The sequence below is a fragment of the Xylocopilactobacillus apicola genome (assembly GCF_033095985.1).
GTDB classification, from domain to species: domain Bacteria; phylum Bacillota; class Bacilli; order Lactobacillales; family Lactobacillaceae; genus Xylocopilactobacillus; species Xylocopilactobacillus apicola.
The window spans coordinates 1-17,033 of record NZ_AP026802.1 but is presented as its reverse complement, the minus strand read 5'-3'; the positions used below and the strand labels follow the sequence as shown (position 1 = coordinate 17,033).

Genomic DNA, 17,033 nt, shown 5'->3' with positions numbered 1-17,033 from the left:
TTATTACAAAAAAAAAGGTAAAAAACAATCTCCAAAGATGTATTTACATTTTCTAAAAAGGGTATATACTATATTTGTGTTTGCTATTGTAAGCCTTTTCTAGGAGGATTAATGATGATTAAGTTACCAAACAATTTTTTCTGGGGGAATTCAACGTCCAGTATGCAAACTGAAGGAGCCTTTGATCTAGATGGTAAAGGGCCCTCGGTTTACGACGTGCGTCCCGCACAAAAAGATGCTAGCGATTGGAAAGTAGCAATTGATGCATACCATCGCTATCCAGAAGATATTGCTTTGATGAAAGATTTAGGGATGAACTTTTATCGATTTCAAATTTCTTGGAGCCGAGTTCAACCAAAAGGAGAGGGGGAATTTAATCAAAAAGGGATCAAGTTTTATCATGACCTAATTGATCAGTTGTTAAAAGCTGGGATCCAACCAATGATTTGCTTATATCACTTCGATATGCCATTGAATCAAGCAAACAAATACAACGGATTTATAAGTAAAACTGTCGTGGATAATTTTGTGATCTATGCAAAAAAAATGATTCAAGAATTTGGTGATCAAGTTAAGTATTGGTTGACTTTTAATGAACAAAATCTTTACAGTTCAGGGGGCGGTTTCGATTATAGTGGTTATCAACAAGGTGAGAGATCACTGCACGATTTGTATCAAATTCAACATAACGTTGCCTTAGCTCATGCCAAAATAGCTAATTATATCCATGAATTTTTTCCGGGAATCCAAATTGGCGGCATGCAAGCTTTGCATGAATTGTATCCCGCGACAACTAATCCTAAAGATCAACAAGTTGTCCGTAAGTATAAAGAATTTACTACTTACAATTTGTTGCAGTTATTTACGACTGGAGAGTATTCCAAGGAAGTTGTTGCTTTTATGAAAGAGAATCACTTGGACGACATTTTGGATCCAAACGATTTAGCGCAAATCAGTAAAACGCGAAGTGATTTTATCAGTTTTAGTTATTACACTTCGGCGGCTTTAGATAGTACCAAAGTTCCTGTAGGCACGCCACCAAACTATTGGGCTGATTATTCAAAAGTTCCTAATCATTATTTAAATGCCAATGAATGGGGCTGGGAGATTGATCCAACGGGATTCTATAACGTTATTATGGATTTATCTAATCGAACCAGGCTGCCAATTTTTCCAGTTGAAAACGGAATTGGCGTTAGAGAAAGTTGGGACGGCAAACACGAAATTAATGATCAATATCGTATCAAATACCACCGTGAGCACCTTGAAGCGCTAAAAGACGCGATTCAAGATGGTGCCAATGTAATTGGTTATCTCGGCTGGGGATTAATCGATATTCCTAGTTCTCAAGGTAATGTCGATAAACGTTATGGGGTAGTTTATGTCAACCGCACTAATCATGATCTATTGGATTTAAAGAGAATTCCAAAAGAAAGTTACCATTGGTTGAAACAAGTGATTCATACCAATGGAGAAGTCATGTAAAAAAAGGGGAGTAATAAATTTTGAAAATAGCAGATAAAATCAACAAATGGATTTTACCTTATGCAAATAAAATTGGTAATCAACGCCATTTGATTGCAATCCGCGATAGTTTTATTGATATTTCACCAATCATCATGGTGAATTCACTATTTATTTTGTTAAATAGTCTATTGTTTTCTAATCCTGGTTTGCAAAAGAAGTTTCCATATTTTAAGAAACTATTAGATATTGGTACCATGGTAAACAATGGTACATTAGGTTTTATGACCATCTTTGTAACATTTTTAATTGGTTATCGTTTAACCAAGCATTATGTTGCTGCTAAAACTATTACTGAAGAGAATTTAAGCCCGCTGCACGCAGGAATTATTAGTGTCGCAGTAACTTTAATCATGTTCCCACTATTTAACGATGTAAATGTTGCCAACAGCACTAAGATCGTCAAAGTCGCTGGGGTCTATACTCAGGCTCTAACCTCTTCGGGTGGAATGTTTGTTGGGCTCATTGGCGCACTTTTAAGTACTGAATTATTAATTAAAATTACCAAAAGCGGAAAACTTAGAATCAAGATGCCAGATGGTGTTCCACCAGCAGTTGCGCAATCTTTTAATTCTTTGATTCCAGAAAGTCTTGTTGTTATTATCTTTGCGTTATTTACTTTCATTTATATCCAAATTACTGGTCAAACAATTACTCAACTCGTTCAAACCGTAATCGCGATCCCGCTTCAAGCAGCGATGGAATCACCAATTGGATTATTTATGGTTCAAATCGTGACGCAAATTCTTTGGTTCTTCGGTTTGCATGGTCAAAACATTGTTTCTTCGGTTACATCTCCGTCAATGTTAGCGGCTATCCAGCAAAATATTTCTGCTTTTAGCGCTGGAAAACATGTGCCTTTTATCGTAACCAACCCTTGGATTGGAATGTATACTCTATTTGGTGGAACTGGTGCCATTTTACCGCTTTTGATCGCAATCTTTATTGGATCAAAAAGACAAAATTATCGGGAAGTCGCCAAATTAGGGCTTGTCCCAAGTTTCTTCAACGTTTCAGAACCAATTATGTTTGGGTTACCAGTAGTTATGAATCCATTTTTGGCAATTCCGTTTCTTTTTGTTCCAATCATTAATTTAGCGATTGCTTACCCTCTGACGGCAATGGGCCTAGTCGCTAAAAGTGTTGTGATTCCACCTTGGACTTTACCTCCAATATTAACTGCCTGGGTAACGACAGCCGGAGACATTCCCGCAACAATTTTATCAGCTTTATTATTTATAATGGATATTTTCCTTTACCTGCCGTTTGTCCTGGCAAGTAATAAATCGAAAGAAATCTAAAAAAGAGGAAAACTCATTTGCGAAAAGATATTGTTACAGATCAAGAAACTTTCAACGAAGAGTACGAGAACCTTCCTGCTAATTTAATTGAGCAACTGAATCAATTCCAAGACGATAAAATTGGCGTTATTTTCCATTTTGGACTTTACTCGCTTGCTGGGATTGTTGAATCTTGGCAATTATCTAAAGAAGACACTTGGGCTCGCAAAAAACCTTGGCGATCCGATTTGGCTGAATTGCGCCATGATTATTGGAACTTAGCAAATGATTTTCATCCAAATCCTGACAACGTCGTCTCCTGGGCAGCTACAATTAAAGATACAGGAATAAAATACGGGATCTTGACAACCAAGCATCACGATGGATTCAGTATTTTCGATACTAAGTTCTCAAATTTTCACTCGAACTTAGATATTTTTAAGATCTTTAGCCAAACAATGCAACAACACAATCTAAAAGTAGGGGCGTATTACTCAAAACCAGATTGGCATAACGAAAATTATTGGGAACCAGGAAGCGACCCAATTGGGCGCTATGCTTCTTATGATCCGAAGGAAAATCCCGCTAAATGGCAGCAGTTCAATGATTTTGTCAAAAACCAGCTCCTTGAATTGACGACTAATTACGGACCAATTGATATTCTATGGCTTGACGGCGGCTGGGTTAATAAAGATCATCATGAGTTTTTAGAGATGGAAAGCATTGTCAAGCAAATTCGTTTGCATCAGCCCAATATTTTGGTTGTCGATCGCACAATCGGGGGACTTTATGAGAATTATGTCACTCCCGAGCGGTCGATTCCAGAAACTCCGCCAAAGAAAGTTTGGGAAAGTAACATTCCTCTTGCCAAAAATTGGGGCTACGTCCCCAACGATCAATACAAAACGTTTTCTGAAATTGAATCGATGATTGTTGAAATCGTGAGCAAAGGCGGAAATGTGATTTTGGGAATTGGGCCAAAACCGGACGGAACTTTGCCTCACGAGGCGCTAAAAATACTAGCGCAACTGAAAATTTGGCTTCAAAAATACGGCCAAGCAATATTTAAAACTCGAGCCGTTGACATTAGTAATCCGCCCGCTGGTTGGTTTTTTACCCAGCGAGATAACCATCTATATGCTTTCGTCAAGCAAGATAGTGAAAAAAACTGGGACTATTCACAAAAGATTTTGAGTGTTAAAGCACTTGATAAAAATGTTGAAGTGCAAATTAACGATTCAAGAGTTGAAATAAATAAAAACTCCAGTGAAGATGAATTTACAGTTCTAGAGATGATTGAGGAGACTGTGTGAAGAAAATAGCTGCAATTGACGTGGGCGGGACTGCAGTTAAATACGGCTTGTGGGACCCTGACCAACAAAAACTTTTACAGACATTTAAGACCGCAACTCCGGGAGATTTAACAACTTTTTACGATTTAATGAATCAAATTGTTTCTCGTCATGAAATTAGGGAGTTGCGTTGAGTCTCCCCGGAGTCATTAACCAGGAATCTGGTTACATCGAAGGAATCAGTGCTGTTCCATATTTTCATAACTTGCCAATTAGAGATGAGCTTCAGCGCCGTCTTCAACTACCAGTGACAATCGAAAACGATGCTAATTGTTCGGCAATTGCCGAATTATCAGTCGGTGCAGCCAAAAACCTCCAAAACGTTTTGTTTATCGTGATTGGAACCTGGCATTGGGGGAACGGTAGTCGTTAATCGTCAAATTGTTCCCGGCAAACACCTCTACGGTGGGGAATTTGGCCTGATGCTAATAGATGGGCAATCGCTTAGTCTTGTTGGAACCGTGGTCCACTTGGCAGAGCGCTACAATAAAATCAAAAACACCAATTTATCTGGTCAAGAAGTGTTGGAGTTGGCAAAGCAAGGCGATGAAGTATCTTCTAGCGAAGCTAAACTCATGTTTCAAAGTTTAGCTAAAGCTATTTACAACTTACAATATAGTTTTGATCCCGAGAAATTCATCATTGGCGGTGGAGTTTCCAAAAATCCATATTTCTTAGAGCAACTAAGAAAATCTATCCAAGAGCTAGTTAAAGAGGTTGAATTTGCTCCGATCGTGCCAGAAATTGTTGCTGCTAAGTTTCATAACGATGCGAATCTGATCGGTGCTGCTAATTCTTTCGAGCAATTAAAAAAAGTTAAAAGTGTTTAATCACTTTTAGCTTTTTTATTTAAGAAAGTTTTCTTATTCAACCTCTCAACAAATTCAGATTAACAGGATTTGACCGAAGTTTCGAAGTAATCGTCAGCACTGCTGTCGTTTCTTCATTTTGCATCATTAGGATTTTCGAGCTTTGGCCTAACTTACGGCCATTTGAGCCCTTTTATAATTTAACGAGAAAAATTTAATAATGATCACGAGCTGAATAAATAAAAATCGTATCTTTTTCAATCTTATAAATTAACCGATGTTCACCATTAATTCTCCGTGACCACTTACCAGATAATTCATATTTTAAAGGTTCTGGCTTACCAATTCCTGTATAATGATGACGTTCAATATCTTTAAGAAGTCTGTTAATTTTTTTAATAATATTCTTATCACCTTTTTGAAACCAAGATAAATAATCTTCCCAAGCTTCATCTGACCAAGATTTAATCATAATCTTCAAAATCAATTAATTCATGGTTTTGAAATTTTCCCGATTTAAATTGTTCATCCCCACGCTTGATTTTATCTAATAAATAAGGATTTGATAAAGTCCTGAAAGTTTCCATAAAAGCGTCATAATCTCGTTTCGACATTACAACAACGTCATCATTCTCATCTTTATTAGTGACTACTAGAGGTTCTGCATCTTCGTTTACTTTTTTAAAATAATATTTTAATTTATAACGAAAATTTGAGTAAGAAACGGCATCCATTATATTTCTCCTTTACATTTTACGAAGTAATTGTACCATTTATTGTACCACATCTTTTCAATAAACAAAAAAATTGAAAAGGGTTTAGTATTATTTTCTAACTTTTTATAATCGTCAGCACTGCTGTCGTTTCTTCATTTGGAGCTGCTTTACGCCATCACTGGATCAACGCTCTCGCGCATCGCCTTGATATGCTCAGGTTTGAAATAAATTCTCTCGGCGTTATTGTAGAAAACGTCCTCTAGTTCGCTTTTTGTAAAAATATCAGTGGCTTGTAACCAAGTGGATAGATCGTGATATGAATTAAACGTTGAAGACCAAGGAGAGTCGGTTCCCCAGAAAATTCTTTTTGCTCCTAAAATTTTCTTTGCTAAAGCGACATCTTTTTGACAGCGTGGAAAAGGAAATTCTGTTTCTCCTTCAATATCTTGAATGGCCGAGATCTCAGTTGAGATATTATTAAATGGCTTCCATTGTTCTAAAGCATTTTCCAAGCGATCGAGGTGATCAGCATTAGGAAAGGACAGATGGCAAACTACGAAATCGAGTTTTGGATAACGCATAGCCAAATTTGCAATCGCTTCTGGCTCGTAGCTAAATTGCGTATAATCACCATAATCAACAGTAACAACAAATCCCGGATAATCGGAAATAAAGTGGAGAATTTTACCCACTTCAAGAGAAATATCTAAACGAAAAGGGTGGTGATATCCGTGGAGTCCGCCACCTTGACTGATTTCAAACTTAATCGCGCGAAAACCTAAATCTTCAACATGTCTTTTAACGATCCTCATTGCATTATCAGCAAAAGGATCAACCGAGAAGGCTGCAATGAATTTATCCGGATATTTCTTGACTGTTTGATAAGAATAGTAGTTTTGGTATCCATTCAAACTGCCCTGGAGCAAAACAGATTTCTCAATTCCGTTTTCTTTCATTACTTTTAGAGCTGACTCTGCTAGAAAATTATCCGATCCCCAGCCATCCGGGATTAGCTTAATTAAAGTCCCATCATCCCAAATTGCCTTGCCATCACCCAAAGGCGTCAGGCGTCCTCTACCATTTAATCCCGCAACAGATTTTACTAAATGAAGATGTGCATCAATTTTTTTCATTTTTTTACTTGCTTTCTTGTTTTCATTGCTATCATTTTAATTGTTTTTTATCCGATTTGTTCGGCTAAATCCTGATCAATCATCAATGCATTGATGATTTTATTTTCGAGCAAAACTTTCACACTTTGCGTTTTCTTAGTCCCAACTGCCATAGCTACAACATTGGGGATCTTCTTTAAATCATCGATTGTGACTCCAATTAATCGGTTAGAAAATCCAGTGTGAACCCGCTGACCATCTCGATCAAAAAAATCAGCAACTACATCGCCAATTGCCCCAGCCTTAGTCAATTCCTTCGTTTCAGATTCAGAAATATATTCCAGCTTCCGCCAAGTTGATGATTCGACGTCATTTCCGACCCCGATGAAAGCAACGTCGACATTTTTTGCTGCCTCAATACAAGAAGATACCAGCTCGGACTCTTTTAATTCTTTAGCCTCCTTAGCCGAAGCCGCAATGACTGGTGCATAAAAAGTCGAATATTGACAGCCTAATTTGGTTGCTAGTTTAGAAGCTAAATTATTGGCATGAATGTCCAAATTAAGCAGTCCAAGTCCACCAACTAGCGGCGTAACCGTTAATTTACGCGCCAAAAAATAATCAGTCTCATCGACAAACTTAGACACAGCATTGCCCCAACCAATCCCAATCGAGGAAACATCCTTCACAATACTTTGTAAATATTGGGCAGACAAAAATCCTACTTGCATCTCAATGGCTTCGGTGGTTCGATTGAAGCGATTTGAAACCACCTTCACGGTTTTCAAATTATATTTCTTTTGAATCTCAATTTCTAATTCCACCGTCCGCTTAGAAAAATCTTTGACAAAAAACTCAACTAAATGTTGATCTCGTGCATTCTGTAAAATTTTGGAAACTGCTGGTCTAGAAATCCCAATGATTTTAGCAATCTGTTCTTGGGTCATATTTTGTTCATAATACAAAATCGCAGCTTTTAGCAATAAATCGCGATCCGTGAAATCATTATGGGTCATTATTTACCTCTTGGAAAATTGATTTTTAACTTCAATCTAACACATTGGCTGACAAAAATAAAATCGATCAGACTCAAATTCATAACATTTGTTACAGTTGTTGACATAAGTTCAGGAAAGCGTTATTATGACAATTGTTCGAACATAGAAATTTTGTTAGGAAGGGTAGAATTATGACATTATATCAACAGTTACAACAAAGAGAAGCAGCAGATAACCCGATCAAAGTCGGAGTTATCGGAGCAGGTCAAATGGGATTTGGAATGATTTCCCAGATTGCTGGAATTCCAGGAATGGTAGTTACTGGAATTAGTGATATTAAATTAGAAAACGCAAACCGCGCTAAAGATTCATTTAACGCCAACTCTAAGAAACCAGTTGATATTTTAACATCAACTGATTTTAAGGAAATTGTTCATTGTGATAACGTGGAAGTTGTAGTTGACGCAACAGGAGTAACTGAGGTCGGGGCTCAATTGGCGCTTGAAACCTTGGTTGCAAAAAAACATTTAGTATTGTTAAACGTTGAAATCGATGTAACCATCGGACCTTTAATGAAAAAACTTTATGACGCTGGTAACTTAGTTTACACTGGCTCTGATGGCGATGAGCCAGCAGTAACTACGGGACTTTTCGAATTTGCTAAATCCATGGGAATGAAAGTTCTCGTTGCTGGTAAAGGGAAGAATAATAAAATTAAATTGGAAGCCAATCCAGATACCGCAAAAGAAGAAGCTGAAAGTAAACACATGTCACCTCACATGCTAGCAGCTTTTCAAGATGGAACTAAGACGATGGCCGAGATGACCTTGTTATCAAATGCGACCGGCTTAATTCCTGATATTGCTGGGATGCACGGAATTAAAGCCGATGTCGATGGCACGGTCAAAGAACTGGACTTGAAATCAAACGGCGGCGTTCTTGATAAATTTGGCGTCGTAGAATATGTAGACGGAATTGCTCCCAGTGTCTTCGTTATTGTCGAAGGCCAAAACGAAGGCGTAGCTAACGAGATGAATTATCTCTTGAAGAAAGGTGATCGCAAGCACCATATTTTGTACCGGCCATTCCATTTAGCAAGCCTTGAAACTCCACTAACAATCGCTAAAGCTGTTTTGAATCATGACCACGCAATCGTGCCTTTGGGTGCTCCAGTTTCTGAAACAATTGCCGTTGCCAAAAGAGATATTAAAGCAGGCGAAGTTATTGATGGAATTGGTGGATATTCAGTTCGCGGCTCAATCGAAACTCACAGTGACTTTGTCGCTAATAACCACGTCCCAATTGGATGTATCACTGGTCAAACAATTGCCAAAAAAGATATTAAAAATGGTCAAGCTTTAACAAATGATTCCATAGAATTAGATCCTAATTCTGTCGTAGTAAAACTACGTCAGTTGCAGGATAGCGTTTTTGCAAAATAAGTTACTGAATAGCACGACTCTTGTAGATTTCTTCAAGCTTTAATCTGTAGAGTGTGCTATTCTTTTTAGCGAACCGATGTAAGCGGTATCTTAAGGAGGATAATCTAAATGAAAACAAAAATTATTTCAATTGGAAACGATGCTTTTGAGTTAATCGATGCTGGAGTGTTAATTATGTTTAACCCCAACGCTCCCCAGGAATTAAAGGACGTAGCAGCTCTCCATGAAAAACAGGGAGATGAGACAAACGTCCTTCATGTTGGTGGACAGATTAGCTTTGGTGATCAAAGTTTTAAGATTGATTTTGTTGGCAATGACGCTAACCAAAATTTTGACAAACTAGGGCATTTATCAATTTATTTCAATAATACTGACGAAGATGTGGGCAAACTTCCTGGTTCAATTTTTGTTTCTTCAAATAAAACAGCGATTCCAACTCTCGAAGTGAACCAAGTCGTAACGATTCAATAATAAAACATGGAGGATTAATTAATGGATATTTTAACTAATGTAGCAACTGGCTTTATCGGACTTTTTAAAGCGGGCGGCAAAGTATTTATGGGATATATGACCGATATTATTCCTTTATTAATCTCTTTAATTACTGCAATTAATGCTCTAATTAAGTTTATTGGTGAAGATCGGGTTAACAATTTCATGGCCAAACTCACTAAGTATTCAATTTTGCGTTACACCTTATTACCGATCCTGGGGGTTTTCTTTTTTACTAATCCAATGTGTTACACAGCAGGACGTTTCTTACCCGAAAAATATAAACCAGCTTACTTCGATTCGTGTGTGTCATTTTTGCACCCAGTCACTGGTATTTTTCCCCATGCCAACTCAGCGGAATTATTCGTATTCTTGGGAATTGCTAATGGATTTACCAAAGCGGGCGGCAATCAGACTCGTTTAGCGCTGTTATATTTCATAACCGGAATCATTGTCATTTTCATCAGAGGAATGGTCACCGAAAGACTCAGTATCTTCTTTTTCAAACGCAACGGTAATACTGAAATATTGAACCAAAAATTAGATGTCAATGATTTGAAAAAAGAAAACGCAGAGGAGGCTTAATTAAATGACTTATCATAGTGTAAAAATCGTCAAAGGTAACCATGGCTGGGGTGGACCGCTGATTGTTAAACCAGATGAACAAAAAAAATACGTAATCAGTGTAACAGGTGGCGGAATTGACCCCGTCGCCCAAAAGATTGCTGATCTAAGCGGCGGGGAAGTGGTGGATTCATTTAACAATCCAGTCTTGAAGGAAGAAACTTTTGCCGCAGTTGTCAATTGCGGGGGAACTGCTCGAAGTGGTGTTTACCCTAAAATGGGAATTCCAACTATTAACACGGTGGCAATCACCCCAGCTGGACCTTTAGCACAGTTTATTAAAGAAGATATTTTTGTTTCGGGCGTTACCGTTGAAGAAGTTGAAAGCTCCAAAGAAGACTCTACTTTCCAATCTACAAGTGAACCGACTCCTTCAAGCAATGATGAAGTTAAACCAACTAATGATAGCGGATTTCTTAAACTAATCGACGTTGTTGGCAAAATCGCTGGCGAATTCGTCAATACTTTCTACCAAGCTGGGCGCGACACAATCGATACCGTAATTAAGAATATCTTACCTTTTATGGCCTTTGTTGCTACTTTAGTGGGAATTATTAATTATTCAGGAATCGGTAAAATTCTTGCAAAAATATTAAGTCCACTTGCAGGAAATATCGTTGGATTAGTTATTTTAAGTTTAATCTGTGCTTTGCCTTTTCTATCACCAATATTAGGACCAGCAGGAGTGATCGCTGCAGTAGTTGGAACCTTAATTGGCCAACAAATCGCCACCGGAATTGTTCCAATGTTCTTAGCACTTCCGGCTTTGTTTGCAATTGATGCCCAGGCAGGATGCGATTTTATTCCGGTCGGATTGACCCTGGGGGAAGCCCAACCAGATACAATTACCTCTGGGACTCCTGCAATTTTATTTTCCCGGCTGATCACATCACCAATTGCCGTCCTAATCGCCTTTGCATTTTCATTTTTGTTGAAGTAGGCAGCACATGAGCAACAACGGAATTTCATTTTTAATTTTTTTAATTATTGTCATTGTCATCAAACAAATCATTGGTTATTTCAACAGTAAAATATACACTCAAGAGTACAAAGAAATGATTAATAACCGCAAAAATGGTTATTTTGGCGTTGGGGTTTACCAGCCAAAATTCAAAATCGGTCAAGTTTGTTTAATTGTGATTGATGATCAAAACATTATTCAAGATTGCCGCGTGATTAAGGGATTATCTGTTTTCGCCAGATTTCATCCTGATGATACAATTATTAAAGAAAATATTGATAGTAAAGCGCTTAAATCAAGTAAGTATTATAAATCAATCACTCTTGCAATTGAAAATGCGTTAAACGCGCAAAAAAGAAGGTCATAAAACCATTTAATTTTTAATCCTCGATTGTACAAGGCTATTTTTTCGGTAAAAAATAATAATTTTCTTGAAATCACGCTTCATAAGTGATAGAATTTGCTTAGTTAATACTGTCACATAAAGTTACAGTGAATGGAGGAATGATGAGTAATTCATTTGATGATTCATTTGACGATCACTTTGATAACGCCTTTGATTCTTATATGAAGACATATCAAGTCGTTAGAGATATAATAGTTGAAACTGGTTTAGTGCCAGAGAATAGCAAAGAACTTGCTAAATATACAATTAAGGGATTAGGATATTTAATTGATTATCGCCATATTTGGTTGAAACCCGAAGGTTACGAGTTAGAAAATGAGATATTTTTACACTCGGCTTTAAATTTCGTAAGAGATGAAGTAATCGATGATATTAAACACAGCGGTGAACCGGGATATGATGATGATTTTGAAGAACGACGGCTCGGTTCGTTTACGAATCAAGAAAGTGTAGACTTTTTCTTGGAACGATGCAATCTGGAAGATGAAAAAATAATTATTAAAGCCTTAGGGCGTGGTTATCCACTAAAAAGAGTTGCCCGAGCTGTAAGTGTTCCACCAGAATATGTTTTAAATCTTCTTTTTGAATTAAAGAAACAATAATTCATCAATTGCTGGACTGTTCTATTAATTAATGTTATAATTGGTTATCGGTAGATTTGAACTGTCTACTGATGCTAGATTTGTTTTACTTTCACATGGTGTTATAAATCCTTTTAGCCAACCTTTCGGTTGGTTTTTTTGGGTTCTAATGTCAACCAGTGTTGATGAGTAATTTTCCAACCAGCCAGATCTAAATTGGTCTAGCTGGTTTTTACTTTTCAAATCGTTTTTGTATTTATTTCTTTTGAACTGCTTCTCAGTTCTTCTTGATGCTTATTTTGATGGGTTTTTGGGTGCGCTAAATAAGTAGTCCTTTTCGTTGCATTAGTAACTAGTCTGGCTGTCTTGCTTTGTCGTTAACTGAACCCTGTTTCAGGTCCCTTTAGCTAACCTTAAGCATACCGCATTCCAGATAAATCATTAATCTGAAATTCTCCCAACTCCTAAAGCCATAACTCGTTCGCATCAACTTCGTTCTGATGATATTTACTGAACGATTAGGCATCTGGACCAGATGAAACCGATCGATAATAATTTCAGCATTGGGAAATATTTGCGGGATAAAACTCACATATGCCGCATTCAAATCAACAACAATGGTTTTAACTCTTTGGCTATATTCATTCAGCTAATGAAAAGCGCCCAAAGTAACGTTTCAAATCTTTCGTTAAGCGAATTGGTAACATTTCCAGCAGCTGATGCTGCCGACTATCCATCATCACAAAACTATACATTCCACCGGTAGTCTTAGTCTCATCAAAGAGTAAGTGCTCCGGTAAATGATGACATTGATTACCCAAGAGACTTGGATTGGCTTCTATAATCAAGCGTTGAACACTAGATGCTGAAATTCCGTGCCGTTCGGCAATATCTTTTAATGAACTATTGCGCATTGCTTCTAGGTTCACTGATAGCTGGACTTGCTTAGAAATCCAACGAGATCTTTTAACAACATTAGTCTTGGCAGTAAATGTCATATACATCTCCGAGGCTAACAGGCCGTCTAATCGCATTGCCAAATCTCCAGCTTTTCCTCTTACATGATGGAGAATTACTAAAGTAGACTCTACTGCATCTAAAACGTAGACATTAACATCTTGTGCTTGCATCCCAAATGTTAGTTTTTCTGTCGGTTGTACTCTAATAGATCCAGGTTCTGCTGCTTCAATTGTCAAATTTGAGTCTTTGACACCTTTAATTTAAAACGGTGCGCGTAGCACGACAATTTTGTTAGTAAATTGGACATGTTTTTTAAATTAGAAAATGTTGATTTGGATACTGATAGAAAATCAAGTAAAATAAGACTGATCACATTTCTATCGCTAGCGATAAATTTTGTGATTGGAAGGAGGAAAACTCCTTTGTGGGACAGCATTTTTGTAGCAGTGTGTATAGCACTGTTCAAAAAAGTTTTGGATGTTTTGGGCAACCAGATTGAAAAAAATCTGGATGACAAACGGAAAAAGCGCTAATTTTTTGGGAGAGGAATTTTGGCGAATTTCTCTCTTTTTTATGGATTTAAGTTTCTTTGAGTACAAAAAAGAGAATCTGGTGTTGGCGCACCAGTTCTCTTTTAAAGAAAAGAAGGAATATTCTTCTCCTTTGGTTCAAGCATCTTTGTTGTACATATATTCTAATTCAATTTTATCGGTAAGTCAAATGCAGTTACGCTCTCCCATTATATTTGATTTTAAATTTCATCACGAATTCTTGCTTCAATTGTCAAATTTAAGGATTTCTAGCAATAGAACTATATTTAAGCGTTTTTCTTAAATTTGAGTCTTTGACATCTTTAACTTAAAACGGTGAGCATAGCACCCTTATTTCCAATTCTTTCCATACGTAATATCCTGGTTATTTTTCTAAATTTTAGAATTGCGGTGTTCCTTTTTATTTTGCTTATAATTTGGTATAAATAAAAAAGCGCCGATCATTACTGATCAACACTCAATATTATAGAGCCCAAAAAAATAGCTAGCCTAGGCTAGTTATCATTGATCGGGATGGCAGGATTTGAACCTGTGACCCCCACGTCCCGAACGTGGTGCTCTACCAAACTGAGCCACATCCCGAAGATAAAACATCAATCGTAAGTAATGATTGGTGTTACTAATTGGAGAAAACTTTCCCCGTAATTTTCATTTTCTAACGTCAAAGCTCCACGACTAGTTGTGAAATTCATCTGAGTTTCACCTTCGCTGTAGGCCCGCAGTGCATCTAACATAAAGTTAGCGTTGAAGTGGATCACCAAATTATCGCCAGTAATTTCACTAAAAGGTAACTCCTCTTTATAAGAGTCTTCCTTGTCAGATACACCACTGAGGATAATCTTTTTTCTGTCTCCGTCAAGGTTAAATGTTATCATATTTGATGAATTTCCGCTACTGATAATTGCTGCTCTTTCCACAGCCTGAAACCATTCATGCGTATCAGCTTTAACAACCATGTTGAATTCATGTGGAAAAACTGCATCAGTATCTGGATACGTTTCTTTAATTAAACGAGAATAGAAACTGTAGTCAGAGAAACGGAATACCACCAAATCGTCGCTAACTGACATCCTAACTTCTTTTTCTTCTTCTAAGAGTCCCAATAGTACATTTAGATTCGATCCCGGAATAATGACTGAAAAATTGCTAGTTACTTCGGGAGCTTCAATAACTCTTTGGCTTAAACGATGAGAATCCGTTGCAATAAAGTAGATTTTCCCCGGTTCAAAGCGGAGATTAACACCAGTCATTACCACTTGAATTTCAAGTTTTGAAATGGCGAAAATCACATCTTTAATCACATTGCTGAAGATTTCCGAAGACATAGTGTAACTATTTTGGAAATCAGCTTTTTCCACAGTTGGATATTCATCTTGCTTTGAGATTTGGACTTTAAATTCAGTATCCACATCGAAAATATGAAGCGTTCTTTGACCAACTAACTCTAAATTAATATATTCGTTAGACATTCGACGAATAATATCTGTAAGTAGTTTAGCATCCACAATGATTGAGCCAATTTCAGAAATTTGGAGATCTTCATTGTTATCCACAGGAATCTCACTTTCAATTCTTAAAGAAGAATTAGAACCAGTGATACGAATTTGGTCATTTAGAACTTCTAAGAAAAGGTTGTGTAAAACTTCTTGCGGAGTTTTGCTGGCAATGCCTTTATTAGCCCGGGTGATATGTTTGAGTAGTAGGTTTCTTTTTATTTTGAATTTCATTGCTTCCTCTTTTTTTTTAATAAGTTTTATTGTTTTTTCTTAGAAGTAATAGTAGGTCCTGTGAATTCGGTGAAAAAAACTAACCGTTTGGAAGTTATCAACATTCTGCTTGTGGATAAACAGGGGATAACTTGTGGAAAAGTTCGAGGTTATCCACAGGTTACTCACGAATTTTATTTTTTAGCTGATTAACCTCATCGCGAAGTCGTTGCGATCCTTCCATCTCTTCTTGAATTCGATTAATGGCGTGCATGACAGTAGTGTGATCTTTGCCGCCGAACTCTTGTCCAATTCGTGGAAGAGAATCAGATGTAAGTTCACGGCAGAGATACATCGCAATCTGACGGGGAACTACGATCGTTTTGCTTCGCTTTTTACCTTTCAGATCAGCAGGGGTGATTTCATAAAAGTCTGCCACCTTGCGTTGGATCTTGCTGGCAGTGATATCTGTGCGCTGGTTAACTTTTAGTCCGTCAAGCGCCTGCATTGCAAGTTCTGTCGTAATGTCCTGGCGCTTAATTGCGCTGTAGGCTTGAACGCGGACCAAGGTTCCTTCAAGTTCACGAACATTTGAGCTAACTTGTTTTGCAATGTAAGTGATCGTTTCATCAGATATCTCTAGACTTTCAGCATGCGCTTTACTTTGAAGAATTGCAATTCTAGTTTCTAAATCTGGTGGTGCCACATCGACTGATAATCCCCATTTAAAGCGGGAAACTAGTCGGTCTGAAAGTTTTGCAATTTCATTTGGCAGTCGATCAGAAGTAAGAACGATTTGCTTTTGATCATTATAAAGGGTGTTGAAGGTGTGGAAAAACTCCTCTTGGGTCCCTTCTTTATCTGCAAGGAACTGAATATCATCGACCAATAAGACATCTACGTTGCGGTAGGCTTGCCGGAATTCTTCTTGGTGATTACTTCGAATTGAGTTAATAAAGTCATTAGTGAAGGTTTCGCTAGTGACGTACTTAACGATTTTGTCGTTTTCGTTATCTAAGACGTAATGCCCAATTGCTTCCATCAAATGGGTTTTGCCTAAACCACCTCCGCCGTAAATTAACAGCGGGTTGTAAGTGGCACCTGGATTTTCTGCAACCACTAATGCAGCAGCGTGAGCCATCTCATTTCCTTTACCCGTTACAAATGAATCGAACGTGTATTTACCATTAAGATGTGTTTCTTGTTGCGGTTTATCTTTGACAGGTGCTTTAACTTCCTCTTCAACAATCGTCGGATCTAACGACGCATACTCATCAGTAGTTCTTACAATAATATGGATTGGTTTGTTTAGTAATCCACTCGCAATATCAGTTACTTCACTAACTAAATTGTTCTCCCAATACCCCTTATGTAATGGGGATGGGACTTCTAAATAAATCTGATTTCCCTTGTATTCTACTGGGTGAGTTGTTTGAATCCACGTGTCGAAGCTGGCTTTGGTCATCGTATTGTTAAATTCATTATTAACCGCTGACCAAAAATCAGTGATTTCAGACAT

Annotated in this window: 21 protein-coding genes and 1 tRNA gene; 13 read left to right on the top strand and 9 right to left on the bottom strand. The window is 37.5% G+C overall.

Features of this window, described 5'->3' with window-relative positions; genetic code table 11:
* The first annotated feature begins 114 nt into the window (after positions 1–114).
* The 6 genes from R8495_RS00105 to R8495_RS00080 are packed head-to-tail and all read left to right on the top strand — an operon-like array spanning position 115 to position 4,986.
* Positions 115–1,485, top strand: a complete 1,371-nt coding sequence (locus R8495_RS00105) for a glycoside hydrolase family 1 protein (protein WP_425613275.1) — start codon at positions 115–117, stop codon at positions 1,483–1,485.
* A 20-nt stretch (positions 1,486–1,505) separates the two neighbouring features.
* Positions 1,506–2,825: a PTS sugar transporter subunit IIC gene (locus tag R8495_RS00100; RefSeq protein WP_317635538.1), complete on the top strand. Its 1,320-nt coding sequence runs from the start codon at positions 1,506–1,508 to the stop codon at positions 2,823–2,825.
* Positions 2,826–2,842: 17 nt separating this feature from the next.
* Complete coding sequence (locus tag R8495_RS00095; protein ID WP_317635537.1) at positions 2,843–4,117, top strand: alpha-L-fucosidase; 1,275 nt, start codon at positions 2,843–2,845, stop codon at positions 4,115–4,117.
* On the top strand, positions 4,114–4,290 hold the full coding sequence (locus tag R8495_RS00090; protein WP_317635536.1) for a hypothetical protein: 177 nt from the start codon (positions 4,114–4,116) through the stop codon (positions 4,288–4,290). The genes R8495_RS00095 and R8495_RS00090 overlap by 4 nt, the downstream gene beginning before the upstream one ends.
* The gene (locus R8495_RS00085; RefSeq protein WP_317635535.1) at positions 4,287–4,529 is read left to right on the top strand and encodes an ROK family protein; all 243 of its coding nucleotides are present in this window, start codon (positions 4,287–4,289) and stop codon (positions 4,527–4,529) included. Before R8495_RS00090 ends, R8495_RS00085 begins: the two co-directional genes overlap by 4 nt.
* Positions 4,495–4,986: an ROK family protein gene (locus R8495_RS00080; RefSeq protein ID WP_317635534.1), complete on the top strand. Its 492-nt coding sequence runs from the start codon at positions 4,495–4,497 to the stop codon at positions 4,984–4,986. Before R8495_RS00085 ends, R8495_RS00080 begins: the two co-directional genes overlap by 35 nt.
* A gap of 193 nt (positions 4,987–5,179) precedes the next feature.
* On the opposite strand, the gene R8495_RS00075 is transcribed toward R8495_RS00080, so the two are convergent.
* The 4 genes from R8495_RS00075 to R8495_RS00060 form a co-directional block, all read right to left on the bottom strand.
* A complete protein-coding gene (locus R8495_RS00075; protein ID WP_317635533.1) occupies positions 5,180–5,437 on the bottom strand; it encodes a Txe/YoeB family addiction module toxin in 258 nt (85 codons plus the stop codon).
* A complete protein-coding gene (locus R8495_RS00070) occupies positions 5,430–5,699 on the bottom strand; it encodes a type II toxin-antitoxin system Phd/YefM family antitoxin (protein ID WP_317635532.1) in 270 nt (89 codons plus the stop codon). The genes R8495_RS00075 and R8495_RS00070 overlap by 8 nt, the downstream gene beginning before the upstream one ends.
* A 149-nt stretch (positions 5,700–5,848) precedes the next feature.
* A complete protein-coding gene (locus tag R8495_RS00065; protein ID WP_317635531.1) occupies positions 5,849–6,814 on the bottom strand; it encodes an amidohydrolase family protein in 966 nt (321 codons plus the stop codon).
* A 47-nt stretch (positions 6,815–6,861) separates the two neighbouring features.
* Complete coding sequence (locus tag R8495_RS00060) at positions 6,862–7,809, bottom strand: sugar-binding transcriptional regulator (protein ID WP_317635530.1); 948 nt, start codon at positions 7,807–7,809, stop codon at positions 6,862–6,864.
* Between the two features lie 173 nt (positions 7,810–7,982).
* Between R8495_RS00060 and R8495_RS00055 the strand changes: the two genes are divergently transcribed.
* The 6 genes from R8495_RS00055 (at position 7,983) to R8495_RS00030 (ending at position 12,318) form a co-directional block, all read left to right on the top strand.
* Positions 7,983–9,233, top strand: coding sequence for an NAD(P)H-dependent oxidoreductase (locus tag R8495_RS00055; RefSeq protein WP_317635529.1), 1,251 nt, complete (start codon positions 7,983–7,985; stop codon positions 9,231–9,233).
* 108 nt (positions 9,234–9,341) lie between these two features.
* Positions 9,342–9,704 (top strand): PTS glucitol/sorbitol transporter subunit IIA, encoded by a 363-nt coding sequence (locus R8495_RS00050; protein ID WP_317635528.1) that lies wholly within the window; start codon positions 9,342–9,344, stop codon positions 9,702–9,704.
* Positions 9,705–9,725: 21 nt separating this feature from the next.
* Positions 9,726–10,310 (top strand): PTS glucitol/sorbitol transporter subunit IIC, encoded by a 585-nt coding sequence (gene srlA / locus R8495_RS00045; RefSeq protein WP_317635527.1) that lies wholly within the window; start codon positions 9,726–9,728, stop codon positions 10,308–10,310.
* Positions 10,311–10,314: 4 nt separating this feature from the next.
* A complete protein-coding gene (gene srlE / locus R8495_RS00040; protein ID WP_317635526.1) occupies positions 10,315–11,289 on the top strand; it encodes a PTS glucitol/sorbitol transporter subunit IIB in 975 nt (324 codons plus the stop codon).
* 7 nt (positions 11,290–11,296) lie between these two features.
* Positions 11,297–11,677, top strand: a complete 381-nt coding sequence (locus R8495_RS00035; protein ID WP_317635525.1) for a transcriptional regulator GutM — start codon at positions 11,297–11,299, stop codon at positions 11,675–11,677.
* A 140-nt stretch (positions 11,678–11,817) separates the two neighbouring features.
* Entirely contained in the window at positions 11,818–12,318 is a 501-nt protein-coding gene (locus tag R8495_RS00030) for a hypothetical protein (RefSeq protein WP_317635524.1), read from the top strand.
* Between the two features lie 382 nt (positions 12,319–12,700).
* Here R8495_RS00030 and R8495_RS11100 read toward each other — a convergent pair whose 3' ends face one another.
* Positions 12,701–12,946, bottom strand: a complete 246-nt coding sequence (locus tag R8495_RS11100) for a transposase (protein ID WP_425613274.1) — start codon at positions 12,944–12,946, stop codon at positions 12,701–12,703.
* Positions 12,939–13,493: a hypothetical protein gene (locus R8495_RS00025; protein ID WP_317635523.1), complete on the bottom strand. Its 555-nt coding sequence runs from the start codon at positions 13,491–13,493 to the stop codon at positions 12,939–12,941. The genes R8495_RS11100 and R8495_RS00025 overlap by 8 nt, the downstream gene beginning before the upstream one ends.
* Before the next feature lie 274 nt (positions 13,494–13,767).
* Between R8495_RS00025 and R8495_RS00020 the strand changes: the two genes are divergently transcribed.
* On the top strand, positions 13,768–14,091 hold the full coding sequence (locus tag R8495_RS00020) for a hypothetical protein (RefSeq protein WP_317635522.1): 324 nt from the start codon (positions 13,768–13,770) through the stop codon (positions 14,089–14,091).
* Positions 14,092–14,316: 225 nt separating this feature from the next.
* Here R8495_RS00020 and R8495_RS00015 read toward each other — a convergent pair.
* From R8495_RS00015 to dnaA, 3 genes are all read right to left on the bottom strand, one after another.
* Positions 14,317–14,390: transfer RNA gene (locus tag R8495_RS00015), tRNA-Pro, on the bottom strand.
* An 11-nt stretch (positions 14,391–14,401) separates the two neighbouring features.
* Positions 14,402–15,535: a DNA polymerase III subunit beta gene (gene dnaN, locus R8495_RS00010; RefSeq protein ID WP_317635521.1), complete on the bottom strand. Its 1,134-nt coding sequence runs from the start codon at positions 15,533–15,535 to the stop codon at positions 14,402–14,404.
* Between the two features lie 160 nt (positions 15,536–15,695).
* Entirely contained in the window at positions 15,696–17,033 is a 1,338-nt protein-coding gene (dnaA, locus tag R8495_RS00005; protein ID WP_317635520.1) for a chromosomal replication initiator protein DnaA, read from the bottom strand.

Coding starts and splice junctions, on each gene's coding strand:
- srlE (WP_317635526.1), top strand. CDS start 10,315: ATGACTTATCATAGTGTAAAAATCGTCAAAGGTAACCATGGCTGGGGT.
- srlA (WP_317635527.1), top strand. CDS start 9,726: ATGGATATTTTAACTAATGTAGCAACTGGCTTTATCGGACTTTTTAAA.
- R8495_RS00055 (WP_317635529.1), top strand. CDS start 7,983: ATGACATTATATCAACAGTTACAACAAAGAGAAGCAGCAGATAACCCG.
- R8495_RS00035 (WP_317635525.1), top strand. CDS start 11,297: ATGAGCAACAACGGAATTTCATTTTTAATTTTTTTAATTATTGTCATT.
- R8495_RS00070 (WP_317635532.1), bottom strand. CDS start 5,699: ATGGATGCCGTTTCTTACTCAAATTTTCGTTATAAATTAAAATATTAT.
- R8495_RS00020 (WP_317635522.1), top strand. CDS start 13,768: ATGACAAACGGAAAAAGCGCTAATTTTTTGGGAGAGGAATTTTGGCGA.
- R8495_RS00030 (WP_317635524.1), top strand. CDS start 11,818: ATGAGTAATTCATTTGATGATTCATTTGACGATCACTTTGATAACGCC.
- R8495_RS00050 (WP_317635528.1), top strand. CDS start 9,342: ATGAAAACAAAAATTATTTCAATTGGAAACGATGCTTTTGAGTTAATC.
- dnaN (WP_317635521.1), bottom strand. CDS start 15,535: ATGAAATTCAAAATAAAAAGAAACCTACTACTCAAACATATCACCCGG.
- R8495_RS00105 (WP_425613275.1), top strand. CDS start 115: ATGATTAAGTTACCAAACAATTTTTTCTGGGGGAATTCAACGTCCAGT.
- R8495_RS00060 (WP_317635530.1), bottom strand. CDS start 7,809: ATGACCCATAATGATTTCACGGATCGCGATTTATTGCTAAAAGCTGCG.
- R8495_RS00065 (WP_317635531.1), bottom strand. CDS start 6,814: ATGAAAAAAATTGATGCACATCTTCATTTAGTAAAATCTGTTGCGGGA.
- R8495_RS00075 (WP_317635533.1), bottom strand. CDS start 5,437: ATGATTAAATCTTGGTCAGATGAAGCTTGGGAAGATTATTTATCTTGG.
- dnaA (WP_317635520.1), bottom strand. CDS start 17,033: ATGTCTGAAATCACTGATTTTTGGTCAGCGGTTAATAATGAATTTAAC.